We start from the raw sequence: 23,619 nt of genomic DNA, 5'->3' as shown, positions 1-23,619 counted from the left end.
CGTGCGTGGTGTCGTCCGCTCGGGCAGACGCGCGATACGCGCTGACGTCCCCCCGGCAGTCCGGCATCAGTAGACCATTGGCAGACACGGCGTTCTGTTCGCCACCCTACAAACGGCTGACCCGGCACGCAGGCGGCGTGGAAGCGCCGCCCGATGCGGCATGCCGATCAGGCCCGCGACGCGGCCGGCACGCCCGAATCGGCCGACAGGATGCGCTTCATCTCGTCGCGCACGATCGCGCGGCAGCCGCACGACATTTTTTCGAGGCCATTGAGGTCGGCGAGCTCGATCGAACTCCGGTATTGCCGGATCAGGCCCAGCTTCTGGATTTCGCCAGCGGCATCGGTGACCGTTTCGCGCCGCACGCCGAGCATTTGCGCCAGCATGCTGTGCGTCACCTGGATCTCGATGCTGCGGGTCCGGTCGTACGCGAGCAGGAACCATCTGCATAACTGATGTTTGAGCACGTGATGTCGGCTGCAGAACGTGATCTGCGAGACCTGCGCCATCAGCAGCCGCACGCACACGAACACGAGATGGCGGATCACCGGCGATGCGTCGAACGCCGCGGCGAACACACGCCGGTCGAGCCGGTAGACGAAGCCGTCGCGGCAGGCCACGGCGCGGCAGGGCATCCGGCCGCTGCCGCCGATCACGTCGTCGCACACCACGCTCTCGCTGCCGATCTCCGCGACTTCCAGCGTCATGCCGCCGGACGACACGTACTGCAGCGAAATCGCGGTCGTGACGGGCAGGTAGACCGCGGCGAGCATTTCACCGGGCTCGCAGAGCACTTGCCCGGATTTCAGGTGGACGAGTTGAAGGTGGGGGACCAGCGTCGCGAGCTCGTCGCGGTCGATGGCCGCGAGAAAGCGGTTCGCATCGAAGCTGTGGGAAAGCTCGATCATGCCGTTCGCGTACGCAACGGCTTCAGGGGCCTGGTGAGTCACGGCGCATCCTCGTAGGGTGGCGGTCACGCGTCGTCGTGGCAATACCCCGAAAATGGGGAATTCGCACGATCGTGCGGACTTGTGTTCGTCAAAAATGGAGTGACGATACTGGCAAAAAGGCTAGCACGCCATTGAAATCGATCAATTGCACAATGCGTCATTTCACAAAGTTTGACGATTTTGGCCGGGTGCAAACGTTATCCGGATTTAATGATTCATTCCGGCGGAATTAATCATCTGGAAGCCGAATGCGACTTCTTGCATTCATTTCGTGTCATCCGGGAATCAATCAGGCAAGGGCGCACATCACTTGGGAAAAGTGCGTGGTGGGCATTGAACATTCTTTGACAAATAAATGGTGCTCGCAAAAATATCGATGTCGATCAATGACTTGCAGCTGAATTGTGCGGTAGGTGACAGAGCTGAAAATTAGTGTGTCGATTCAAATTTGAGACAGTTTCAAACAGCCGTGTGAGGCCTGAAGTCGTGGCGGGGTGCTGTCCGGTACATCATGGAAACAATTGAAAATAGACTGTAAGTATATGAGCGGCAAGCCTCGCGGTACCGGTGTGGCTGCTTCGGCTCGTTGCACGCGAAATGATCAGTCAAATGGTGTGCAGTGTCCATCGCCCGGAAGAGTGTCCGGAAATGAGACGCTTTTTTTGCTTTTGAACGGGTTATTCGGGTGATCTAAATCCGGCGTGATTCATATATTAAGGATGGGCATGTATTGGCACGTAAATCGCTTATTCGGGCTGGCGTGTCGAAACGGGACGGTCGACTCGATCCGGCGGCGGTAAGCCGATGGTCGGTCGGAATCAGGGTTGTGGCCGCAACCCAAGCCAACGTCCGGGCGCGCATCGCGATAACGAATTCCGTGTACGCAGCTGCAGGCGGCGCGGACGATAAAAGGGATACAGACATGCTTCATCTTCACTCGAGCTACTCGGCGAATGCCATCCTCGATGCCCTCCCCGAGGACAGCATCCGCAACATTGCACCGCATCTCGAACTGGTCAGGATCAAGGCCGGGATGCTCGACCGGGTCGGCGAGCCGATGCGTCACGTGCACTTCCCGACTACGTCGATGATGTCGGTGCAGCACCTGATGGAGGACGGTGCGATGGTCGAGGTGGCGCAGGTCGGCCGCGAGGGGGTGGTCGGGCTGGCGACGATGGTCGGTGGCGCCGCGGCGTCGCACCGCGTCGAGGTCCGCATCGGCGGGATGGCCTATCGCGTGCCGAGCTGCGTGATACGCGCCGAATTCGAGCGCTCGCCGGAAACCTACCGGCTGCTGCTCAACTATTGCCAGGCAGCGATGGCGCAGATCTCGCGCAGCGCGCTGTGCAACCGGCATCACTCGGTCAGCGAACAGCTCAGCCGCTGGCTGCTGCTTGCGCATGACCGCATCGACGGCGACGAACTGGCCGTCACGCAGCAGACGATCGCGAACATGCTCGGCGTGCGGCGCGAAGGCGTGACGGAAGCGGCGGGCAACCTGCAGGAAGCCGGGCTGATCCGGCAACGCCGCGGCCGCATCACGGTGCTCGACCGCGACGGCCTCGAACATCACGCGTGTGAATGCTACGACCTGATTCGCGCGGACTATCGCAGGCTGCTCGGCACACGCGGGACGTCGCGGCCGGCGCCGGTTCGGACCCGCATGCCGGACGCGCATCGCGGGTTCCCGGCACATGGTGCGTGACGATGCAGTCGAGGTCCGGTGGAGCGAATGCGTTGCGGCGTTCTGTGATCGCAGTTACCGACGTCGTGCTCGTGCTGGCAGGCGCGCTCGCGGCGCAGGCGGCGTCGGGCCTCGCGTGGCGCGAGCTGTCCGACGCGCAGCGCGGCGCGATCGCGCTGCTGTGCGTGCTGACCGTGGCCTTGCTGCCGCGCTACCTGCGCACCGTGCGTGGCAGCGTCGCGCCGCAAGGCGGCACGCACGTGCTGACGCAAACGGTGGTGGCGCTCGTCTGCGCAAGCGTGCTGACGATGGCCGCCGCGATGTGGATCATGAACCGCGGCGGCACGGTCACGACACGCTGGATCGTGCGCACGGTGCTGGCCGGCGACGCCGCGTTGCTGCTCGGCCGTGCCGCGCTGCTGGCGCTCGCGCTGACGCGTGACGATCCGCGCGCGCGGCAGCGCCGCGTCGCGGTGGTCGGTGCCACGGCGTACGGGCGTGTCGCGGTCGAGCGGATGCAGCTTGCGCCGCAGGGGCCTTTCGTGGCGGCGTGCGTATTCGATGACGACGCACCGGCCGCCACCGGCGGGATCGGCGGCGTGCCGGTGATCGACGACTGGGACGCGTTGCGCGACCTGATTCGCGGCGGCGAGATCGACGAGGTCTGGCTCACGCTGCCGATGTCGCACGAATGGCGGATCCAGCGCATCGTCCGCGAGTTGCGCGACGAGTTCGTGGAGCTGCGGCTGCTGCCCGACGTGCGGCAGATGGCGGTGGTCGATCGCTCGGCGACCGACGTGCTCGGCATGCCGGCCATCAACCTTGCGACCACGCCGCGCTCGGCGCCGGAGCTGTGGGCGAAGTTCGCGTTCGACCGGCTGTTCGCATTCGGCGTGCTGATTCCGTTGCTGCCGCTGCTGTCGATGCTGGCGATCGCGGTCAAGCTGTCGTCGCCCGGGCCCGTGCTGTTCAGGCAGCGCCGCAAGGGCGTCGACGGCCGGGAGTTCGACATCCTGAAGTTCCGGACGATGCGCGTGCATCGCGACCAACCAGGTGTCGTGCGGCAGGCGTCGCGCAACGATTCGCGCATCACGCGCGTCGGCGCGTTCCTGCGGCGCACGTCGCTCGACGAACTGCCGCAGTTCTTCAACGTGTTGTTCGGGCAGATGTCGGTCGTCGGCCCGCGCCCCCATGCGATCGAACACGACGACTTGTACCGGCAACTGATCGATTGCTACATGTACCGCTACCGCGTGCGGCCCGGCATCACCGGATGGGCACAGGTGAACGGCTATCGCGGCGAGACGCGCAAGGTCGAGGCGATGGAAGCGCGTGTGAAGTTCGATCTGTTCTACATGCAGAACTGGAGCTTCTGGTTCGACATAAAAATCATCCTGTTGACGGTCGTGCGGGGATTCATCGGGCGCAATGCATTCTAAGGATGACGAATCATACGGAAAGCGGCGCGTTGTGCGATCGAACGTACCGACCGGAGTGCGGATGACGGACACACTGACGGCACAGCAGCATCCCGCATGACGGGGTGTCCGGCGGCGCGAAGGCGCGCCGCAGCCATCGGAATGGTCACGATCATGTCAACGTCGATTCGAGAGCGAAGCGCACCGGTACTGCAGGAAGCGCGCGCGGAGCGGGGCGCCGGCACGGCCGCGTCTGCCGCGCAGCCGTGCCGGCTCGCAATCAACGGGAAATTCACCGCGCAGCGCATGACGGGTGTTCAGCGCGTGGCATACGAACTGACGGCCGAGCTTGCACGGATCGCCAGCGCCGACGATGCCCTGTCGCTCGTCGTGCCGTCCGATCACGATCCGGCAGCCATGCCGGCCGGCGCGCGGTCGCTGACGTCCGGGCGCCGTCACGGCACGCTGTGGGAACAATGGACGCTGCCGCGCACGACGCGCGGCCGGACCTTGCTGAGCCTTTGCAACATTGGCCCGCTGGTCAAGCGCGATCAACTGCTGGTGATTCACGACGCGGCGATTTTCGATCTGCCGGACGGCTATTCGATGGCGTTTCGCCTCTGGTACCGCTTCGCGTTCTCGATCATGAAGCGACGTGCGCGCCATATCGTGACGGTTTCGCATTTTTCGCGGGCGCGGCTGGCCGCGCGGCTTGGCGTTCCGCCTGCACGCCTGTCGGTCGTGCCGGGTGCGGTCGATCATATCGACCGCATCGATGCCGATCCCGGCGTGCTGTCGCGCCTGAATCTCGAGACGGACCGCTACGTGTTGTTCGTCGGGTCGCTCGCGCCCGGCAAGAATCTCGTGCGCGCACTGGCTGCGGTAGCGCTGATGCGCGAGTCGCACCCGACGTTGCGCTTCGTGATCGCGGGGGGCGCCAATGCGAAGGTTTTCGGCGCACGGGCGGCGGGCCTGCGCGAAGACGACCCGTATGTCACATGGGCCGGTTACGTGACCGACGGCGAGCTGAAGGCGCTGTACGAGCATGCGGGCTGCTTCGTGTTTCCGTCGCTATACGAAGGATTCGGGCTGCCGCCGCTCGAGGCGATGCGGTGTGGCTGCCCGGTCATCGTGTCGCACGAAGGCGCGCTTCCGGAAGTCTGCGGCGGTGCAGCGCTGTTCTGCGATGCGTATTCGCCGCCGGATATCGCCGCGGCGATCGCCCGCGTCATGGACGATCCCGAACTGCGGGCACGGCTGCGCACGCTGGGCCGCGAGCACGCGCAGCGGTATAGCTGGCAGCGCTCGGCGCGTACGTTGCTCGACATCGTCCGTGCCGATGCGTGACGCGCGATGACGCACCGTTGCGCACGGATCGAGCGATCCCGCGGTGCTTGCGACATCCCCGTTCGACGACGTCGCGATTTCACGTCCGTCCCCAATTCCGCATACTTCTGCACGTACCGAGCGCCACGCTGATTCCGGTCAACACACGCGAGTTCATTGGGTTTATCCTGCGTCGAATGCGTCCGGCACTTCGTGTCTCGGGCGCACATCCGGACACGGTGGCAGGGGGTGACGCCTGCCCGCCGCGCACCGGCGCGACACCGCGCGCCGCAATGCTCCGCGCGGAACCCGGAACAGGAGAGACGGCCATGGCGCTCGACCAACAACAACGGCAGACGCTGAAACAGCGGCTGAACGAGAGCGAGCAGACGTTGCGTGCGGAGATTCGCACCACCGAAGACCAGCGCGCGTCGGAATCCTACGCAGACCTTGCCGGCGCGGCGCCGGACGAGGGCGACGAGGCCAATGCGGACCTGTTCGTCGACGTCGATCATGCGTTGATCGGCATGAAACTGACCGAGCTGCGCGCGATCGGCCGCGCCCAGCAGCGGATGCGCGACGGCAGCTACGGCGAGTGCATCGACTGCGACGGTTCGGTCGGCTACGAGCGCCTGCTGGCACGCCCGGCCGCCGAACGCTGCACGCATTGCCAGTCGATCTACGAGCGGCACTACGCGACCACGCCGCGCGCTTCCCTCTGACTTCTGCGTCGTCGCCATCACGGCGCTGCACGCGCGGCGCGGGCGGCGTACGATGATGAACGGGCGCCCGGCGGCGTCAGCATGCGGCGCCGGGCGGGCAGACGCCGTCGCGCACGCGCACGGCGCCATCCACGTGGAAGGGAGCCACGCCGATCATGCCGATCCACAATGCCGGGTGTGCCGCCGTGTTCGCCGAGATTGCCGACATGCTCGAAATCCAGGGCGCCAATCCGTTCCGGGTGCGCGCCTATCGCAACGCCGCACGGACGATTGCCGACTACGGGCGCGATATCCCGACGATGATCGCGAACGGCGACGATCTCGGCAAGATTCCGTCGATCGGGCCCGATCTCGCGTCGAAGCTGCGCGAGATCGCCGCGACCGGCACTTGCGAATTGCAGCAAACGCTACGTCATGCGTTGCCGGGCGCGATCGTCGAGCTGCTCGACGTGCCGGGACTCGGCGCCAAACGCGTGAAGGCGCTGCATGACGCACTGCACGTCGATTCGCTCGAGCAGCTTCGCGCGGAAGCGAAGAGCGGGCACGTGCGCGAGCTGCCGGGCTTCGGCGCGAAAACCGAAGCGCATCTGCTCGAAGCGATCGACGATCGGCTGAAGCGCGAACCTCAACGTTTCCTGCTACCGGATGCGGCACACTCGCTGCTGCCGCTGCTCGAACGCCTGCGCGCGATTGCCGGCGTCGGCAAGGCCGTGCCGGCCGGCAGTTTCCGCCGCCGCCGCGAGACGGTCGGCGATCTCGACATCCTCGTCACCGCACGCGATCCGGTGGCCGTCGCCGAAGCGTTCGTCGGCTATGGCGAGGTGGCGCGCGTGCTGGCGCACGGCAAGACGAAGTCGAGCGTCGTACTCGCCAGCGGGTTGCAGGTCGACTTGCGCGTCGTCGATGCCGACGCGTTCGGCGCGGCGCTCGTCTACTTCACCGGATCGAAGGCGCACAACATCGCGTTGCGCAGGATCGCGCAGGCCGGCGGGCTGAAGATCAACGAGTACGGCGTGTTTCGCGGCGACGAACGGATTGCCGGGGAGACCGAGGCGTCGATCTATGCGGCGATCGGGCTGCACGACGTACCGCCCGAATTGCGCGAGGATCGCGGCGAGATCGACGCTGCACGAGCAGGCACGCTGCCGGCGCTGGTCGAGCGCAAGCATGTCCACGGCGACCTGCATGCGCATACCGACGCGTCGGCCGGCCGCGACAGCCTGCGCGCGATGGCCGATGCGGCACGCGCTCGCGGGTTCGCGTACCTGGCCATCACCGACCGGGCACCGCACTCCGCCGGCGGCCGCAACAACGTCGACTGGCTTGCCCGGCAGCTTGACGAGATCGATCGCCTCAACGCGTCGTTCGACGATTTCGTGCTGCTCAAGGGCGTGGAGGCCGGCATTCGCGAGGATGGCAGTCTTGACGTGCCCGATGCGATGCTCGGTCGCCTCGATCTCGTGGTCGGTGCGGTACGCGACGGCTTCGAGCTGTCACGTGATGCGCAGACCGCGCGCATGCTGCGCGCGATGGATCATCCGCATTTCACGATTCTCGCGCACCCGACGGGCCGCGTGCTCGGCGAGCGCGACGCATGCGAACTCGACGTGCCGCGCGTGATCGCGCATGCCGCGGCGCGCGGCTGCTTCGTCGAACTCGATGCGCAGCCGCGGCGGCTCGACCTGCCGGACATCTGGTGCCGCGAGGCGGCGAAGGCCGGCGTGCCGGTGGCGATCGGCTCGGATGCGTGCAGTGCGGACGAACTCGACAATCTTGCGTACGGGGTCGATCAGGCGCGTCGAGGCTGGCTCACGCGGCCCGACGTGCTGAACACGCGCACGCTTGCGCAATTGAGGCCGCTGCTGGCGCGCACGATGGGCGCGGGCGGGTCGTCGAAGCGCAGCGGCGGCGCGAAGGGCGCGTGAACGCAGCTGGCGGCGCGTGCCGTCAGCCGCTGGCCACACATGAATGCGGTCACGTCATGCCAGCACACCGGTGGCCGGCACGTAGGGCAGGCCGAGCGCCAGCGCGACTGCCTCGTACGTGATGTGCCCGTCGCACACGTTCAGGCCCGCACGCAGGTGCGGATCGTCGGTCATCGCCTGCTTCCAGCCCTTGTCGGCGAGCGCGAGCGCATGGGTGAGCGTCGCGTTGTTCAGCGCGAAGGTCGACGTGCGCGCGACCGCGCCGGGCATGTTCGCGACGCAGTAGTGCACGACGCCGTCGACGACGAAGGTCGGGTCCGCGTGCGTCGTCGCATGCGAGGTTTCGAAGCATCCGCCCTGGTCGATCGCGACGTCGACGACGACCGCTCCCGTGCGCATCGTCGCGATCATGTCGCGCGTGACGAGCCGCGGCGCCGATGCGCCCGGCACGAGCACGGCGCCGATCACGACGTCGGCATCGCGCACGGCTTCGTCGATCGTGTGCGCATTCGAGCAGACGGTCGTGATCCGGTTGGCGAAGACGAGGTCGAGCTGGCGCAGCCGGTTCACGTTGGTGTCGAGCACGGTAACGCGTGCGCCGAGGCCGACCGCCATCTGCAGCGCGCCGGTGCCCACCACGCCCGCGCCGAGCACGACGACATGCGCGGCCGGTACGCCGGGCACACCGGCCATCAGCAGGCCACGCCCGCCGCGCGGGCTTTCGAGGTGGGTCGCCGCGACCTGGATCGACATGCGCCCGGCCACCTCGCTCATCGGCGCGAGCAGCGGCAGGCCGCCGCCGGGGCCGGTCACGGTTTCGTAGGCGATGCAGACGGCGCCGGACTTCACGAGCGCGGCCGCCTGGTCGGGATCGGGCGCGAGATGCAGGTACGTGTAGAGGATCTGCCCGCGTCGCAACATCGCGCATTCCGCCGGTTGCGGCTCCTTGACCTTGATGATCATGTCGGCACGCGCGAAGACTTCGTCGGCACCGTCGCAAAGCGATGCGCCCGCGGCCGTGTAGTCGTTGTCGAGCAGGCCGATCGCCGTGCCCGCGCCGCGCTGCACCAGGACGCGATGGCCGTGCCGCGTCAGTTCGCGCGCGCCGGCCGGCGTGAGGCCGACACGGTATTCGTGGTTCTTGATCTCTTTCGGCACACCGATCAGCATGAGTCGCCTCCATGGCCTTCGTTATCGTTGTCGTGCAGGTGCGCAAAGCGGCGAACGATGCACGTGCGGCCGATCGCGCCGGGGCGTATCGACCGCAGTACTGGAATAACAGGGTAGTAGTGCGCGGAGGGAAGTCAAGCGGCCGGCCCGCGCGTGCCTGCGGTCGCACTGCATCGCAACATGCGTCGTGGCGGGTTGCGACCGGACGTCGCAATGCAAGCGTTGCCGGGTTTCGGTATCGTCACGTGTGTCGCGGACCGAGGCCGCGCGCCGGAACCTGGCCGGCCACACATCGACATAACGAGACAACGAGACGAGGACATCGATCGACATGACCGGAGCGTATTTCAGCGTGCCGACGCTTTGCGCAATCGCGCTCATTCACGTCTACTGGGCGTTGGGCGGGCGGCGCGGCAAGGGAGCGGCCATTCCGGAGCAGGACGGCGAACCGCTGCTGCGGCCGACCGCCATTGGCACCTTGGCGGTCGCGGTGGCGCTGCTGGGCGGCGCGTGCGTGGTGGCTGCGCGTGCCGGGTGGATGGGGCCGAACGCGTATCCCGGCACGATCTCGTTCGCGGTCGTTGCGTTCGCACTGATCTTCGCGGTGCGGGCCGTCGGCGATTTCCGTTACGTCGGCTTCTTCAAGCGGATTCGCGGGTCGCGTTTCGCACGCATGGACACGCTGTATTACTCGCCGCTTTGCGCGGCGCTGGCGCTGTCGATCGCGTCGATGTTCTGGCCGTGGTGAGCGCGCGTCTCAGCGCGCGGGCTGGTCCATCTCTTTAAGGAATTCCGCCGGCACGGTGTCGGTCAGCCATACACCGTTTTCCGCGACGAAGAACGTGTGGCCTTGCCGATGCATGCGCTGCGCATCGACCTCGAGAATCACCGGCACGCCGTAGCGCGTGCCGACGGCCAGCGCGGTCCGGATGTCCGGCGACAGATGCACGTGATGACGGGCGCCCGGTTTCAGCCCTTGTGCCCGGATCGAATCCAGGAAGCGCGTCGCGGTGCCGTGATAGAGGCGCTCGGGCGGCTGCGCGGCCGGATAGCGGCGCTGCACGACGGGCGTCGAATGCCCTTGTACCGCACGGATGCGACGGCCGTCGTCGGAGAGGGCGAAGCGCTGCTTGTCGTTGGTCGCGCAGACGGTTTCCAGCGTTGCGCGATCGAGATGGAGCCCCTGACGGGCGATACCCGCGATCAGTTCGTCGATGTCGGCCCAGCCTTCCGGGTCGAGTTGCAGCCCGATCGTCTGCGGCGCGTGGCGCAGCAGGTAGCTGAGAGTGCGGCTGATGCGGGTCGCGTCGGGCGCCGGCAGTTCATTCTTCTTTGTATTCATGAGTCGCGGAGGCTACCAGACCGCCACGCAAACCGGCACCCACGGGTGCGCTGCGTGGCTGGAAAGCGACAGCCTTCGGTGCAGCTCGCCACACAACAATCGTCTACCTGACGCCCGCATCAGCCGGTAATCACACGATCCTTGTGCGTTCCGGCTGCCGGATTTTTCAATTGTTGCGATTTTCGATGCATTGAATTGCATTGGAGTAACGCTTGATGGAACCGGTTCCATATATAATTCGCGGCACTTGTCGCCGGACCCGAAAGAGGGTCGTGCACGTCGCGCTTGCTGTCGGCAAACGCGGCGTCTAAGTTGAATGAGGGTCATGAGCGATGAGGGGCAGATGCAGGCAGATGCCGGTATTTGTCAGACGATAAGGCTCGCGAAGAAGCCGATCCGTGCAGCGCAGCCTGAATTGGCGCGATGTGCGGCTGCATGAAGGCGCTGCCGCGCATTGCACGGACGGCGCCTGCATCGTGGTTGTTCGCAACAGACGAAAGAACAGGACGGCCAGCCGCGTGCGGCATGGCTGCCATGCCGGACATGCCGCATGCGGAGTGCGCGCGTCCGGGCCCCGATCCCCAACGATCAACATCCGACCATGTCCACGTCACCTGACAAACCCAATTCGCGCCGCCGTTTCCTGCGCACGTCGGTCGCGCTCGTGCCGATCGCGTCGGTCGCCGGCTGCGACCTGCGCTCGTCGTCACCGTCCGCGACCTCCGGCAACGCGCCCGGTGCATCGGCCAACGCCGAACGCGCCCCGTACAAGCCGACCTTTTTCGATGCGAAGGAATGGGCGTTCGTCCAGGCCGCCGTCGACCGGCTGATTCCGGCCGACGCGGAAGGCCCCGGCGCGCTCGAATCGGGCGTGCCCGAATTCATCGACCGCCAGATGGAGACGCCGTATGCGCACGGCGCCACCTGGTACATGCAGGGGCCGTTCCAGCAGGGCGTGCCCGAGCTCGGCTATCAGTTGAAGCTGGTGCCGCGCGACATCTACCGGCTCGGCATCGCGGCGGTCAACCGCTATTGCGAGAAGACCCACGGCAAGGCGTTCGCGGATCTCGACGCGCCGACGCGCGACACCGTGCTCGGCGCGCTGGAGAAGGGCGGCGCGCAGATCGACGACGTGCCGCCCGGCGTGTTCTTCGGCCAGCTGCTGCAGAACACGCGCGAAGGCTACTTCTGCGACCCGGTGCATGGCGGCAATCACGACATGGCCGCGTGGAAGATGATCGGCTTTCCCGGCGCGCGCGCGGACTTCATGGATTTCGTCAACCAGAGCGGCAAGCCCTATCCGTACGGCCCCGTCTCGATCAACGGGGAGCGCAGCTGATGGCCGCAGAGAAAAAACCGCATGTCGATGCGGTGATCGTCGGCTTCGGCTGGACCGGCGCGATTCTCGCGAAGGAACTGACCGAAGCGGGCCTGAACGTCGTCGCGCTCGAGCGCGGCGAGTATCGCGACACCTATCCGGACGGCGCGTATCCGAACACGATCGACGAGCTGACCTACAACATCCGCAAGAAGCTGTTCCTCGACCTGTCGAAGACGACCGTGTCGATCCGCCACGGCCTGCAGGACACCGCGCTGCCGTACCGGCAGCTCGCCGCGTTCCTGCCGGGCGAAGGCGTGGGCGGTGCGGGGCTGCACTGGTCGGGCGTCCATTTCCGGATCACGCCGGAAGAGCTGCGCTTGCGCAGCCACTATGAAGAGCGCTACGGCAAGAAGTTCATCCCCGAAGGGATGACGATCCAGGACACGGGCGTGACCTACGAGGAGCTCGAGCCGCATTTCGACTTCGCCGAGAAGGTGTTCGGCACGTCGGGGCAGGCTTACAAGGTCGGCGGCAAGGTGGTCGGCGACGGTAACGTGTTCGAAGCGAACCGCAGCGACAACTTCCCGCTGCCCGCGCAGCTCAACACCTATTCGGCGCAGCGCTTCTCCGATGCGGCGAAGTCGCTCGGCCTGCATCCGTACCGGCTGCCGTCGGCGAACACGTCGGGCCCGTACACGAACCCGTACGGCGTGCAGATGGGCCCGTGCAACTTCTGCGGCTACTGCAGCGGCTACGCGTGCTACATGTACTCGAAGGCGTCGCCGAACCTGAACATCCTGCCCGCGCTGAAGCAGGCGCCGAACTTCGAGCTGCGCTCGAAGTGCCACGTGCTGCGCGTCGACCTCGACGACACGAAGAAGCGCGCGACGGGCGTGACCTACGTCGACCCGGCCGGGCGTGAAGTGCACCAGCCGGCCGATCTCGTGATCGTGGCCGCGTTCCAGTACCACAACGTGCACCTGCTGCTGCTGTCGGGTATCGGCAAGCCGTACGACCCGATCTCGGGCGAAGGCGTCGTGGGCCGCAATTTCGCGTACCAGAACCTGTCGACGATCAAGGCGTTCTTCGACAAGGATACCTACACGAATCCGTTCATCGGCGCGGGCGGCAATGGCGTCGCGGTGGACGATTTCAACGCGGACAACTTCGACCATGGCCCGCTCGGCTTCGTCGGCGGCTCGCCGCTGTGGGTGAACCAGGCCGGCGTGAAGCCGATCAGCGGCATCGCGACGCCGCCCGGCACGCCGCAGTGGGGCTCCGCGTGGAAGAAGGCGGTCAAGGACAACTACGCGCACACGATCTCGATGGACGCGCACGGCACCAACATGTCGTACCGCGACGTGTATCTCGACCTCGATCCGACCTATCGCGATTCGTACGGCCAGCCGCTGTTGCGGATGACCTTCGACTGGAAGGACAACGACATCAAGATGGCGCAGTACGTGACCGGGCAGATGAAGAAGATCGCGGAGGCGATGGGGCCGAAGGCGATCGGCGTATCGACGCGCGAGTTCGGCAAGCACTTCGATTCGCGTGCGTACCAGACGACTCACCTCGTCGGCGGCGCGATCATGGGCACCGACCCGAAGACGAGCGTGCTGAACCGCTACCTGCAGTGCTGGGACGTGCACAACGTGTTCGTGATGGGCGCGTCGGCGCTGCCGCAGGGCATCGGCTACAACCCGACCGGGATCATCGCGGCGCTGGCCTACTGGTCGGCACGTGCGATCCGCGAGCAATACCTGAAAAATCCCGCCCCGCTGGTGACCGTATGAAGAGGACGATGAACCACAACGTCGCGCGCCGGATGTCGCGCGTGCTGGCGGCCGGTGCGGCCTGGGCCGCGTTCGGCTTTGCGGGCTCGACGGCATTTGCGCAGCCGGCGGCGCCCGCGGCGGCTTCCGGCCCAACGGCCGCACCCGCGGCCCAATCCGCCGACGCGGCGCTGATCAAGCGCGGCGAATACCTCGCGCGGGCGGGCGACTGCATCGCGTGCCACACGGCGAGTGGAGGCAAGCCGTTCGCGGGCGGGCTGAAATTCGACACGCCGATTGGCGGGATCTACTCGACGAACATCACGCCGGACCCGAAAACGGGCCTGGGCGGGTGGACGGTCGAGGACTTCACGCGCGCGGTGCGCGAAGGCGTGCGCAAGAACGGCGACACGATGTATCCGGCCATGCCGTTCCCGTCCTACGCGCGCCTGACCGACGACGACATGAAAGCGCTGTATGCGTACTTCATGCACGGCGTCGCGCCGGTCGAGCACGAGAACCGCGCGGTCGACATCGTGTGGCCGCTGTCGATGCGCTGGCCGCTCGGGATCTGGCGCAAGATGTTCGCGCCGACCCCGAAGCCGTTCGACGCGGCGCCGTACACCGATCCGGTGGTCGCGCGCGGCGCGTATCTCGTGCAGGGTCTCGGCCACTGCGGCGCGTGTCATACGCCGCGCGCGCCGACGATGCAGGAGCGCGGGCTGACCGACGCGGACGGCCCGGACTTCCTGGCCGGCGGCGCGGCGATCGACGGCTGGGTGCCGACGAGCCTGCGCGGCGAGCCGCGCACGGGCCTCGGCACGTGGAACGAAACCGAGATCGTGCAGTTCCTGAAGACGGGCCGCACGCTGCGCACGGCCGCGTTCGGCGGGATGACGGACGTGGTCGGCCACAGCATGCAGCACATGACCGACGACGACCTGAACGCGATCGCGCGCTACCTGAAGACGCTGCCGCCGCGCGTGCAGGGCGAGCAGCCGCACGTGTACGACGCGGCTGCTGCGAAGGCGCTGCAGACCGGCGACGCGAGCAAGCCGGGCGCGGCCGTCTATCGCGACAACTGCATGGCCTGCCACCGCAGCGACGGTCACGGCTACACGCGCGTGTTCCCGGCGCTCGCCGGCAACCCGGTCGTGCAGGGCGGCGATCCGACCTCGCTGATCCACGTGGTGCTGGAAGGCAGCGCGCTGGAGGGCACGCGCACCGCGCCGTCGACGTTCACGATGCCGCCGTTCGGCTGGCGCCTGTCGGACCAGGAAGTCGCCGACGTGTCCAACTTCGTGCGCACGAGCTGGGGCAATACGGGGGCGCCGGTGACGGCCGCGCAGGTCGCGAAGGTGCGCAAGAGCGTGCCGTCGACGCGGCCCGAACCGCCTCCGGGCGCGCGGTTCCCGCAAGCGTCGCGCTGACGGGGCGGCGGGGCGCCAGCCCCGCCTGTCCGATGTGCTTCAAGGCGCCGCCGCCTCCGCGCGGCGCCTTTCATTTCGCCGGGGTTGCACCCCGCAATGGCGCGCCGCCGCGTGAATTTTTCGCGGCCGCGCGCCATTTCTCCGCCTCATCCCTTATCCTTTCGTTCTTGAACCTTACTAAATAGTTACAAGAACTTCGGGAGGGGGGATGCCTCATGACGTCAGCCTGATTGCGTTGCTCGCGGCCGGTTTCGGTCTCGCGATGGTCTTCGGTTATTTCGCGTCGCTGTTGAAAATGCCGCCGCTCGTCGGCTATCTGCTTGCCGGGATCGTGATCGGCCCCGGTACGCCCGGCTTCGTCGGCGACCTGTCGCTCGCGCAGCAGCTTGCCGAAGTCGGCGTGATGCTGCTGATGTTCGGCGTCGGCCTGCATTTCTCACTCGGCGATCTCCTCGCGGTGCGCAAGATCGCGCTGCCGGGCGCGATCGTCCAGATTACGGTGGCCACGCTGCTCGGCGGCGGGCTCGCGCTCACCTGGGGCTGGAGCGTCGGTGCCGCGCTCGTGTTCGGGCTCGCGCTGTCGGTCGCGAGTACCGTCGTGCTGCTGCGCGCGCTCGAGGGGCGCGGGCTGGTCGAGACGGTCAACGGGCGCATCGCGGTCGGCTGGCTCGTCGTCGAGGATCTCGTGATGGTGCTCGTGCTGGTGCTGCTGCCGCCCGTCGCGGGGCTGCTCGGCGGCACGCCGCCCGGCGACGCGCACGCGGCCGGCGGCAGCGTATGGGGCACGCTCGGCGTCACGATGCTGAAGGTCGCGGCGTTCATCGCCTTGATGCTGGTGGTCGGCAAGCGCGTGTTTCCGCGCATTCTGTGGCTCGTTGCGCGCACGGGTTCGCGCGAGCTGTTCACGCTGTGCATGATCGCGGCCGCGGTCGGCATCGCGTTCGGCGCGGCGAAGCTGTTCGACGTGTCGTTCGCACTCGGCGCATTCTTCGCCGGGATGATGATGCGCGAGTCGGAGTTCAGCCGGCGCGCGGCCGACGAGACGCTGCCGCTGCGCGACGCGTTCTCGGTGCTGTTCTTCATCTCGGTCGGGATGCTGTTCGACCCGAAGATCCTGCTCGCGGAGCCGCTGCACGTGATCGAGGTCGCGGCGATCGTAGTGATCGGCAAGACGCTCGCGGCGGTCGCGCTCGTGATCGCGTTCCGCTATCCGCTGAATACCGCGCTGACGGTCGGCGCGGGCCTCGCGCAGATCGGCGAGTTCTCGTTCATCCTCGCCGGGCTCGGCCGCGCGCTCGGGCTGCTGTCGGCCGAAGGGCAGAGCCTGATTTTGGCCGTCGCGCTGATCTCGATCGCGATGAACACGCTGCTGTTCGCGATGATCGATCCGGCGCTCGCGTGGATCCGCAAGCATTCGGCGTTCGCGCGCAAGCTCGAGGCGCGCGACGATCCGCTCGCCGCGCTGCCGATGTCGACGCCGCAGACGCACCTGACCGGGCAGGTCGTGATCGTCGGCTACGGCAAGGTCGGCACGCGGATCGCACACGCGCTGGACGAGCGCGGCATCGCGTATGTCGTCGTCGAGCAGAATCGCGAGCTCGTCGAGAAACTGCGCGAGGACGGCATCGCAGCCGTGTCGGGCGATGCGATCGAGCCGATCGTGCTCGTGCAGGCACATATCGCGCGCGCCGGGATGCTGGTGGTGACGCTGCCCGACGTGTTCGACGTGCGGCAGATCGTCGAGATCTCGCGCACGCTGAACCCGGCGCTCGAGGTCGTGTTGTGCACGAACAGCGGCGACGAGGCCGCGCTGCTGTCGAACGAGGGCATTGGTACCGTGTTCATGGGCGAGACCGAACTCGCGCGCGGGATGACCGAGCACGTGCTCGGCAGGATGACGAAGCCGGTTGCGGCCGCTGCGCATTGAAGGTGCGCGGCATCGCGCCGCGCATCGGGCAGGGCGCGGCGGCCCGGGTGGCCGCCCGCCCTGCGCACCGCTTCACGATCAGTAGAACGTCTCCAGCGTCAGCTCCTGCGCCATCACGCGATTGCCGGCCAGCAGGCCGCCATCGACGGGCAACGCCACACCGGTGATGATCCGTGCAGCCGGCGAGCACAGGAACAGCGCAGCCTGCGCGACGTCGTCGGGCGTGGCGAAATCGTCGAGCGGATACCACTTTCTCAATGCCTCGAACACCTGCGGGTTACGCTCTACGCGCGCTTCCCACGCGGGCGTCTTCACGGTGCCCGGCAGCACGATGTTCGCGCGCACGCCGTCGCGGCCATATTCGATCGCGAGCGATTTCGTGTAGCTGATCAGCCCGGCCTTCGCCGCGCTGTACGCAGGATGCCCGAGCGCATGCACGCCGTTGACCGAACCGATGATCGCGATCGCGCCGCGCCCGCGTGTGCGCATGCCGGGCAGCACGGCTTCGACGCTCATGTAGGTGGCCGTCAGGTTCGCGTCGAGATCGGTGCGCCAGGTGGCGGGCGTCGTGTCGCGCAGCGTGGTCGACGCCGCCGTGCCCGCGTTCGCGACGAGCACGTCGACTGGCGGATGCGATTCGAGCAGCAAACGCAGCCGCTCGGCGTCGGTGAGATCGTCGACGACCGGCGCCACGCGCGCGTCGCCGAGCGTATCGAGGAAGCGATCGAGCGCCGCGCGGTCGCGATCGAGCGCGAGCACATGATCGCCGGCTGCGAGGAAGGTGCGGCACAGCGCCTGGCCGATGCCGCCGGCGGCGCCCGTCACGAGGGTGGTGCGTGTCATGTCGGCTCCTTGGGCGGGTTCACAGGCCGAGCGCGGCGCGCGCCTGCTTTTCGTTGTCGCGCGTGATCAGCGTGCCGGACGTCAGCACGAGCGGCGGCGGCGCCTGGTTCTTCGTGATCCAGTCATACATGTTGATGCTCGTCTGGTAGCCGTGCTGGCGCGGATTCAGCAGGATCGAGCCGTAGAAGCCCGTTGGCTTCGGCTTCGCGAATTCGTTGAGCGCGACCTGGCTGCCGTTGATGCCGACCGCGACCATCGCGTCGGCGCCGATGCCGCGCCCCTCGGCGGCACGTACCGCACCGACCGTCGTGTCGTCGTTCGAGCCGAATGCCACCCAGCGCTTGAAATTCGCGTGCTTGGTGAGCGCGATGTTCGCTGCGTTGAACGCGCCTTCGGTATCGGCCGTCATTTCGGGGGCATCGATCACGTTCGCGGCCGGAAAGCCGGCAGCCTTGAGCGCGTCGACCGCGCCGGTGGTGCGCTCTTTCGCGGTCGGCAACTGGTCGTACGCGATCCGGATGATGCCGACCTCGGCCGGATTCCAGCCGCGCCGCTTCGTTTCGTCCGCGATCGCCTGGCCGACCTGCTGGCCGATCTTGTACGCGGAGATGCCCATGTGCGGCACGCCCTGGAGCGGCGCGCCGCGGCCGTCGACGAGCTGGTCGTCGACCGACATCAGCTTGATCCCCGCGCGCTTCGCCTTCGCCGCGATGCCGGGGCCGAGCTTCACGTCGGGTGCGCAGATGATCACGCCTTGGGCCTTTTGCGCGGCGAGGCTGTCGAGTGCGGTCGACACCTTTTCACCGCTCGGCGTCGCGATCTTGATCAGCGTGAAGTGCTTTTCCTTCGCCGCCTGGTCGGCGAAGCGCCATTCGTCCTGGAACCACGGATCGTCCGGCTGTTTGACGAGGAAGCCGATTTTCACGTCGGCGGGGTCGGCGGCATGGGCGGGTACCCCGCCGACCAGCGCCGCGCTCGCCATGGCCAGTGCGAGCGTCTTCCAGTGGAATCGCATGCGTCTCACTCCTTTGTTGTAGTCGCGCATGCGGGCAGGGCTGCCCGGCACGCGGAAAAATTGTAGGAGGAGGCAGCGGAAACGCTCAAATGATGCGCGGCGTTCCTAAAAAGTGGGACGGTACTCGATGGCGGGGAGGGGTGAGGAGGCAACCAGGCTGTCGGGGCGTGACACGCGCGCCGCGGGGGCGGCGCGTCGCGCTGGCTGCGTCGCTCAACCCGCCGCCGTGTGTGCTTGCGCGGGCGCTCTCGACGGCGCGGCGGTCTTCAGCGGCGCGGCCGCTTTAGGCGCCGCGGCCGTCCTGGCCTGCGCCGCCGCTTTCGGTGCAGCCACCGTCTTCTGCGGCGCAACGGCCTTCGCCGGCGGCGTCTTCTCCGGCTCGACCGGTGCGTCGGGCGGCACGCCGAGCAACTGCAGCGAGCCGCTCGTGACCGACGCGAACACCGGGCCGGCCACAGTGCCGCCGTAGTAGCCCTTGCCGCGCGGCTCGTCGATCATCACCGCGACGATCAGGCGTGGGTTGCTCATCGGCGCCATCCCGGCGAACAGCGCGCGGTACTTGCCCTTCGCATAGGTTGCGCCGACCTGCTTGCGCGCAGTACCCGTCTTGCCGCCGATCCGGTAGCCGTCGACACGCGCGCGGCGCCCCGTACCGCCTTCGCCGACCGCCATCTCGAGCATCGAGCGGATCGATGCAGCCGTCTGTGCCGACGTCACGCGGTGGCCGCGATGCGCGTCGATCGTCTGCTGGTCAGTGCCGTTCTTCAGCAGCGACACCGGGTGCAGCGTGCCGTCGCCCGCATAGGCCGTGTAGGTCTGCGCGATCTGCAGCAGCGACATCGACAGGCCGTAGCCGTATGCCATCGTCGCCTGCTCGATCGGCCGCCAGCGCTTGTAGCCGCGCAGCCGGCCCGACGCGACGCCCGGGAACGTCAGTTCCGGCGCGCGGCCGATCCCGTACTCCTGGTATTTGTTCCAGATCGTTTCGGCGGGCAGGTTCAGCGCGAGCTTCGCGAGCGCGACGTTACTCGACTTCTGCAGCGCCTGCGAGACAGTCAGCGAGCCGTGGTTCGACGTGTCGTGGATCACGGCCGGGCCGATCTTGTAGGTGCCCGGCGACGTGTTGATGATCGTGTTCGCCGTGACCTTGCGCTCGTCGATCGACAGCGCGACGACGAGCGGCTTGATCGTCGAGCCCGGTTCGAACGTGTCGATCACCGCACGGTTGCGCAACTGCTGGCCGGTGAGGCGCGCGCGGTCGTTCGGGTCGAAGGTCGGGTAGTTCGCCAGCGCGAGGATCTCGCCGTTCTGCGCGTCGAGCACCACGACGCTGCCGGCCACCGCGTTGTTCTCGACCACGGCCGCCTTGAGCTGGCTGAACGCGAGCTGCTGGATGCGGCGGTCGATCGTCAGTTCGATCGTTGCGCCGTGCTGCGCCGGGACGAGCGGGCGCGTGTCCGACACGATGCGGCCGAGCCGGTCGCGGATCACCTCGCGCTGTCCGGACGTCCCCACCAGGCGCGCATTCGCCGCGAGTTCAACGCCTTCCTGGCCCTTGTCCTCGACGTTCGTGAAGCCGACCACGTGCGCGGCCGATTCGCCTTCGGGGTAGAAGCGCTTCGAATCGGCGATCTGCGTGATGCCGTCGATCGCGAGCTTGTCGAGCTTGCCCGCGGTGTCCGCGTCGACCTGCCGCTTGAGCAGCACGAACGTCTTGTCGTTGCCGAGGCGCCGCTTGACCTCGACGAGCGGCATGTCGAGCAGCTTCGAGATCTGCGGGTAGTCGGTGTCGGCGACCTGTTTCGGGTTCGCCCAGATTTCATAGGTCGACAGGCTGACGGCGAGCATCGCGCCGTTGCGGTCGACGATGCGCCCACGCGTCGCATCGAGCTCGATCGTGCGCTGGTAGCGCTTCTGGCCCTGGCCGACGTAGAACTCCTTGTTCGCGACCTGCACCCAGAAGGCGCGGCCGATCAGTGCGGCGAATGCGAGGAACACGATGATCACGATCAGCTTCGAGCGCCACATCGGCAGGCGCGACGCGAGCATCGGATTCTTGGTCGCGGCCGCGTACGGATCGGCGGGGTGGGTCTTCTTTTTCACGCTCATGCAATGGCCGGGTCGGGCCGCCGAAGGGCGGCGAGTCAGTCTGGATAATGCGATTGTAATAAATGAGTAAACACCGTGTGGGGAAAGTGTGTTCCGGCCCCGAGAAAAAACGGATATTGGCGCTCCGGCCTGGGGTGAAAAAGGGGAAGGAAAGGCGACGCGGATGCGGCACTTCAGCGGTGCAGCAGGCGATGAAGAGCGGGAGATTCGCTGCGTGTCGATCCGGGGGGGCGCGATCTTCGGTGCGGCCGATGCTGGCCATCCCCGGTGTGCGATCAATTGACCGGCCTGCGATTATTTCTTTAAGCCGGAAAATGAAAAGCGCCCCGAAATGGGGCGCCGTTAATACTGAATATCGAAATGAATATCACTGAAACCGGAATAAACCCGAAAACCGCAGACGAATTACATCGATGATTTCTATCGGGCGACGGAAATGAATTCCCGGTATTCCGGTTCGCTCGTGCAACGATCGACTGCCTGCAGTCGCCACGCGCCGGGGTGATCGCCGGCGAGCACCGCGGGACCCTGTTCGCGCTGCGTTGCATCGAATGACAGCCCCTTCAACTGGCACACGGCATTCCCGCCATCGGCCGCGCAGAGCGCCATTGCGCCCTCAACGTCGCGGACCTTGCCCCAGGTCGGCAGATCCATGCCCTGATGTGCCTCGCGCGACCACAGCCCCTCGTCAGTATCGACCCACAGTACCGCGAAGGAGTGCCGGGTTGCCGATTCGCTGCCATTAATCCGAATGGTGAGGCGCATTGTGATCGTCTCCTAAAAAAATGACACATTCGACCGTTTTGACTTGAACAGTCTAGATAGACTGGTGTGAAACGCAAGTGATAAACCGCAATAAATCTGTATTGAGTTCATTGCGATTTCAGATGGAACGACGTCTGACGATTCATGGTTATTCCGGCGGCGCGCGCAAACACGCGCGCACCGGCGATCGCGGTGCCGATGGCGGCTGAGTCGATCATCGAGACATGGGATGACATGGCTGCGAGGCGCGTCGATCTGTCGCGTGCGACCGGCGGTGGAAACCGGGCCGATCCGACGCGGCACCGCGCCGTCGAAAGGCGGCCCGAGCGGATGTTGCGGCGTTTTGACGGAGCGCCCGGTACGACAGACTCCGACAATCCCATACAAATCGCCACACTTTCACGAAACTTTCGGGACAGACTTGCCTGCGGTCGGGCCCCACACTGGGGTCTTCCCGATCCAGTGCCGCGGACGCCCGTCCTCGGCGGCTGCCGCCGCCTCGTGCCAGAGACGCGATCGACGCGATCGCGGGCCGCACGCCCGATCGGGACTGCCGGGGCGCGCGTCAGGCCCAGGCCCGGCCGGTGAGCCGTGCGCAGCCCGCAACCGCGGGCGTCGCGCCGCCCGGCCGATTCTTCGAAGGAGACTATCGTGCTGATCTGGAAAACCGCGTTGTCGCTCAACTGGCGGACGAGCCTCGTGTCGCCGGCCAGCGCACCGGTCGCGGCGGCGAACGTCGGGCGCCTGGTGCTGACCGGCGCAACCGGCTTCATCGGCAGTACCGTGCTGACGGCGCTCGTCAATGCGGGGTTGCTCGACCGCATCGTCTGCGTCGTGCGTGCGCAGGATCGCGGCCACGCCGTTGCGCGGCTGCGCGAAGCGGCGCTGCGCGCGGGGCTGGCGCCGTACTGGGCGTCGCGCCTGACCGATGCGAACGTGATCGTCGGTGCGCTCGGCGACGTGTGGCAGGGCGCCGACGCGCCGCGCCTCGCCGCCGCGACGCACGTGATTCATTGCGCGGGCCATGCGTCGCCGGCCGACGGCGCACACCTGCAGACCGACATCGCCGATGCGGTGCGCTTCGCCGAACGCTTCGCCCGGGCGCCGCGCCTGCAGCGCTTCGTGTATGTCGGTACGGCCTATGCGCATGCGGGGCGCGGCGGCATCGTACAGGAAGAGGCCGCGGGCGACGCAGCGAACGCCGTCGCGCGCGATGATGAAGGCCTGCCGGGTGCGGTGCTCGCGGCGGACTACCTGCACGCGAAGGCGGAGACCGAGCAGCGTCTGCGCGCGCTCGGGCTGCCGCTCGTCGTGGTGCGGCCGTCGCATGTGGTCGGCCACACGGTGCTCGGTACGCGGCCCGCGCCGAATTCGTTCTGGATGTTCCGGCTCGCGCATGCCGCGCGCCGTTTCACCGCGCGACCGATGACGCGCATCGACATCGTGTCGGTGGACGACGTGGCGCGTGCGACGATGCTGCTGGCCGTCAAGCCGACGCTCGCGCACGACCTGTATCACGTGTCGGCGGGTGACGAGGCACCGCAAGTCGCGCAGATCGTGCGTGCGATGGACGAGGCGGCGGGGATGACGGGCGCGCCGCGCTACGCGGCGTGTGCGCCAGCCGAGTTGCCGCTCGTGGTGCGCGATGTGCTCGGGCGGACCGATCCGGCACTCGAACGCGTGATCGGCCGGGCCCTGCAGCGCTGCGGGGAATTCGCGACGGTCGATCGCGTGTTCGACAACCGCCGCGTGCGCGACGAAATCGATTTCGAACCGTTGCCGTTCATCGATTACGTCGAGGAATGCATGCGCACGTCGCGCGGCGTGGCCGTGACCGAGCTGATGCGCGGCGCGGTGCACTGATCGCCCGCGCTGCACCGGCGCCCGTTCCCGCGGT

General features: G+C 67.0%; 19 protein-coding genes. 11 read left to right on the top strand and 8 right to left on the bottom strand.

Going from position 1 to position 23,619, the window contains the following annotated elements; genetic code table 11:
• Positions 1-167 precede the first annotated feature (167 nt).
• Positions 168-950: a Crp/Fnr family transcriptional regulator gene (locus tag BCEP18194_RS31770; protein ID WP_011355405.1), complete on the bottom strand. Its 783-nt coding sequence runs from the start codon at positions 948-950 to the stop codon at positions 168-170.
• A gap of 922 nt (positions 951-1,872) precedes the next feature.
• On the opposite strand from BCEP18194_RS31770, the gene BCEP18194_RS31765 reads away from it, so the two are divergent.
• The 5 genes from BCEP18194_RS31765 (at position 1,873) to polX (ending at position 8,025) form a co-directional block, all read left to right on the top strand.
• Positions 1,873-2,655 carry a Crp/Fnr family transcriptional regulator gene (locus BCEP18194_RS31765; RefSeq protein WP_011355404.1) on the top strand — a complete coding sequence of 261 codons (783 nt, stop codon included), beginning with the start codon at positions 1,873-1,875 and terminating at the stop codon, positions 2,653-2,655.
• Positions 2,656-2,657: 2 nt separating this feature from the next.
• A complete protein-coding gene (locus BCEP18194_RS31760; protein ID WP_011355403.1) occupies positions 2,658-4,073 on the top strand; it encodes an undecaprenyl-phosphate glucose phosphotransferase in 1,416 nt (471 codons plus the stop codon).
• Positions 4,074-4,226: 153 nt separating this feature from the next.
• The gene (locus tag BCEP18194_RS31755) at positions 4,227-5,399 is read left to right on the top strand and encodes a glycosyltransferase family 4 protein (protein WP_050781670.1); all 1,173 of its coding nucleotides are present in this window, start codon (positions 4,227-4,229) and stop codon (positions 5,397-5,399) included.
• A 308-nt stretch (positions 5,400-5,707) separates the two neighbouring features.
• Positions 5,708-6,100, top strand: a complete 393-nt coding sequence (locus tag BCEP18194_RS31750; protein WP_011355401.1) for a TraR/DksA family transcriptional regulator — start codon at positions 5,708-5,710, stop codon at positions 6,098-6,100.
• A 155-nt stretch (positions 6,101-6,255) separates the two neighbouring features.
• Complete coding sequence (polX, locus tag BCEP18194_RS31745; RefSeq protein WP_011355400.1) at positions 6,256-8,025, top strand: DNA polymerase/3'-5' exonuclease PolX; 1,770 nt, start codon at positions 6,256-6,258, stop codon at positions 8,023-8,025.
• 54 nt (positions 8,026-8,079) lie between these two features.
• Here polX and ald read toward each other — a convergent pair whose 3' ends face one another.
• A complete protein-coding gene (gene ald, locus BCEP18194_RS31740) occupies positions 8,080-9,195 on the bottom strand; it encodes an alanine dehydrogenase (RefSeq protein WP_011355399.1) in 1,116 nt (371 codons plus the stop codon).
• A gap of 331 nt (positions 9,196-9,526) precedes the next feature.
• Between ald and BCEP18194_RS31735 the strand changes: the two genes are divergently transcribed.
• On the top strand, positions 9,527-9,943 hold the full coding sequence (locus BCEP18194_RS31735) for a DUF3995 domain-containing protein (RefSeq protein ID WP_011355398.1): 417 nt from the start codon (positions 9,527-9,529) through the stop codon (positions 9,941-9,943).
• A gap of 9 nt (positions 9,944-9,952) precedes the next feature.
• Here BCEP18194_RS31735 and BCEP18194_RS31730 read toward each other — a convergent pair whose 3' ends face one another.
• Positions 9,953-10,537 carry an RNA 2'-phosphotransferase gene (locus BCEP18194_RS31730; protein ID WP_011355397.1) on the bottom strand — a complete coding sequence of 195 codons (585 nt, stop codon included), beginning with the start codon at positions 10,535-10,537 and terminating at the stop codon, positions 9,953-9,955.
• 601 nt (positions 10,538-11,138) lie between these two features.
• Between BCEP18194_RS31730 and BCEP18194_RS31725 the strand changes: the two genes are divergently transcribed.
• From BCEP18194_RS31725 to BCEP18194_RS31710, 4 genes are all read left to right on the top strand, one after another.
• Positions 11,139-11,876 (top strand): gluconate 2-dehydrogenase subunit 3 family protein, encoded by a 738-nt coding sequence (locus BCEP18194_RS31725; RefSeq protein WP_041493321.1) that lies wholly within the window; start codon positions 11,139-11,141, stop codon positions 11,874-11,876.
• Entirely contained in the window at positions 11,876-13,654 is a 1,779-nt protein-coding gene (locus tag BCEP18194_RS31720) for a GMC family oxidoreductase (protein ID WP_011355395.1), read from the top strand. Before BCEP18194_RS31725 ends, BCEP18194_RS31720 begins: the two co-directional genes overlap by 1 nt.
• Complete coding sequence (locus BCEP18194_RS31715) at positions 13,651-15,063, top strand: c-type cytochrome (RefSeq protein ID WP_011355394.1); 1,413 nt, start codon at positions 13,651-13,653, stop codon at positions 15,061-15,063. Before BCEP18194_RS31720 ends, BCEP18194_RS31715 begins: the two co-directional genes overlap by 4 nt.
• A 208-nt stretch (positions 15,064-15,271) precedes the next feature.
• On the top strand, positions 15,272-16,990 hold the full coding sequence (locus BCEP18194_RS31710) for a cation:proton antiporter (RefSeq protein WP_011355393.1): 1,719 nt from the start codon (positions 15,272-15,274) through the stop codon (positions 16,988-16,990).
• 78 nt (positions 16,991-17,068) lie between these two features.
• Here the strand turns inward: BCEP18194_RS31710 and BCEP18194_RS31705 are convergent, their stop codons facing one another.
• From BCEP18194_RS31705 to BCEP18194_RS42310, 5 genes are all read right to left on the bottom strand, one after another.
• On the bottom strand, positions 17,069-17,833 hold the full coding sequence (locus BCEP18194_RS31705; protein WP_011355392.1) for an SDR family oxidoreductase: 765 nt from the start codon (positions 17,831-17,833) through the stop codon (positions 17,069-17,071).
• Positions 17,834-17,852: 19 nt separating this feature from the next.
• Positions 17,853-18,848 (bottom strand): arabinose ABC transporter substrate-binding protein, encoded by a 996-nt coding sequence (locus BCEP18194_RS31700; protein WP_011355391.1) that lies wholly within the window; start codon positions 18,846-18,848, stop codon positions 17,853-17,855.
• Between the two features lie 213 nt (positions 18,849-19,061).
• Entirely contained in the window at positions 19,062-20,957 is a 1,896-nt protein-coding gene (locus BCEP18194_RS31695; RefSeq protein ID WP_011355390.1) for a peptidoglycan D,D-transpeptidase FtsI family protein, read from the bottom strand.
• A 420-nt stretch (positions 20,958-21,377) separates the two neighbouring features.
• The gene (locus BCEP18194_RS31690) at positions 21,378-21,722 is read right to left on the bottom strand and encodes a DUF3564 family protein (RefSeq protein ID WP_011355389.1); all 345 of its coding nucleotides are present in this window, start codon (positions 21,720-21,722) and stop codon (positions 21,378-21,380) included.
• Between the two features lie 107 nt (positions 21,723-21,829).
• The gene (locus tag BCEP18194_RS42310) at positions 21,830-21,958 is read right to left on the bottom strand and encodes a hypothetical protein (protein ID WP_279626938.1); all 129 of its coding nucleotides are present in this window, start codon (positions 21,956-21,958) and stop codon (positions 21,830-21,832) included.
• A gap of 415 nt (positions 21,959-22,373) precedes the next feature.
• Between BCEP18194_RS42310 and BCEP18194_RS31685 the strand changes: the two genes are divergently transcribed.
• A complete protein-coding gene (locus BCEP18194_RS31685; RefSeq protein WP_011355387.1) occupies positions 22,374-23,585 on the top strand; it encodes an SDR family oxidoreductase in 1,212 nt (403 codons plus the stop codon).
• Positions 23,586-23,619 lie beyond the last annotated feature (34 nt).

It is taken from the genome of Burkholderia lata, assembly GCF_000012945.1.
Classification (GTDB): domain Bacteria; phylum Pseudomonadota; class Gammaproteobacteria; order Burkholderiales; family Burkholderiaceae; genus Burkholderia; species Burkholderia lata.
This window is presented reverse-complemented; position numbering and strand designations above follow the sequence as displayed.

Bases quoted from the DNA above. Each gene is read 5' to 3' on its own strand.
- BCEP18194_RS31760 (WP_011355403.1), top strand. From the start codon at position 2,658: ATGCAGTCGAGGTCCGGTGGAGCGAATGCGTTGCGGCGTTCTGTGATC.
- BCEP18194_RS31730 (WP_011355397.1), bottom strand. From the start codon at position 10,537: ATGAATACAAAGAAGAATGAACTGCCGGCGCCCGACGCGACCCGCATC.
- BCEP18194_RS31715 (WP_011355394.1), top strand. From the start codon at position 13,651: ATGAAGAGGACGATGAACCACAACGTCGCGCGCCGGATGTCGCGCGTG.
- BCEP18194_RS31720 (WP_011355395.1), top strand. From the start codon at position 11,876: ATGGCCGCAGAGAAAAAACCGCATGTCGATGCGGTGATCGTCGGCTTC.
- BCEP18194_RS31750 (WP_011355401.1), top strand. From the start codon at position 5,708: ATGGCGCTCGACCAACAACAACGGCAGACGCTGAAACAGCGGCTGAAC.
- BCEP18194_RS31695 (WP_011355390.1), bottom strand. From the start codon at position 20,957: ATGAGCGTGAAAAAGAAGACCCACCCCGCCGATCCGTACGCGGCCGCG.
- BCEP18194_RS31710 (WP_011355393.1), top strand. From the start codon at position 15,272: ATGCCTCATGACGTCAGCCTGATTGCGTTGCTCGCGGCCGGTTTCGGT.
- ald (WP_011355399.1), bottom strand. From the start codon at position 9,195: ATGCTGATCGGTGTGCCGAAAGAGATCAAGAACCACGAATACCGTGTC.
- polX (WP_011355400.1), top strand. From the start codon at position 6,256: ATGCCGATCCACAATGCCGGGTGTGCCGCCGTGTTCGCCGAGATTGCC.
- BCEP18194_RS31705 (WP_011355392.1), bottom strand. From the start codon at position 17,833: ATGACACGCACCACCCTCGTGACGGGCGCCGCCGGCGGCATCGGCCAG.
- BCEP18194_RS31755 (WP_050781670.1), top strand. From the start codon at position 4,227: ATGTCAACGTCGATTCGAGAGCGAAGCGCACCGGTACTGCAGGAAGCG.
- BCEP18194_RS31735 (WP_011355398.1), top strand. From the start codon at position 9,527: ATGACCGGAGCGTATTTCAGCGTGCCGACGCTTTGCGCAATCGCGCTC.
- BCEP18194_RS31765 (WP_011355404.1), top strand. From the start codon at position 1,873: ATGCTTCATCTTCACTCGAGCTACTCGGCGAATGCCATCCTCGATGCC.
- BCEP18194_RS31690 (WP_011355389.1), bottom strand. From the start codon at position 21,722: ATGCGCCTCACCATTCGGATTAATGGCAGCGAATCGGCAACCCGGCAC.
- BCEP18194_RS42310 (WP_279626938.1), bottom strand. From the start codon at position 21,958: ATGTCATCCCATGTCTCGATGATCGACTCAGCCGCCATCGGCACCGCG.
- BCEP18194_RS31725 (WP_041493321.1), top strand. From the start codon at position 11,139: ATGTCCACGTCACCTGACAAACCCAATTCGCGCCGCCGTTTCCTGCGC.
- BCEP18194_RS31700 (WP_011355391.1), bottom strand. From the start codon at position 18,848: ATGCGATTCCACTGGAAGACGCTCGCACTGGCCATGGCGAGCGCGGCG.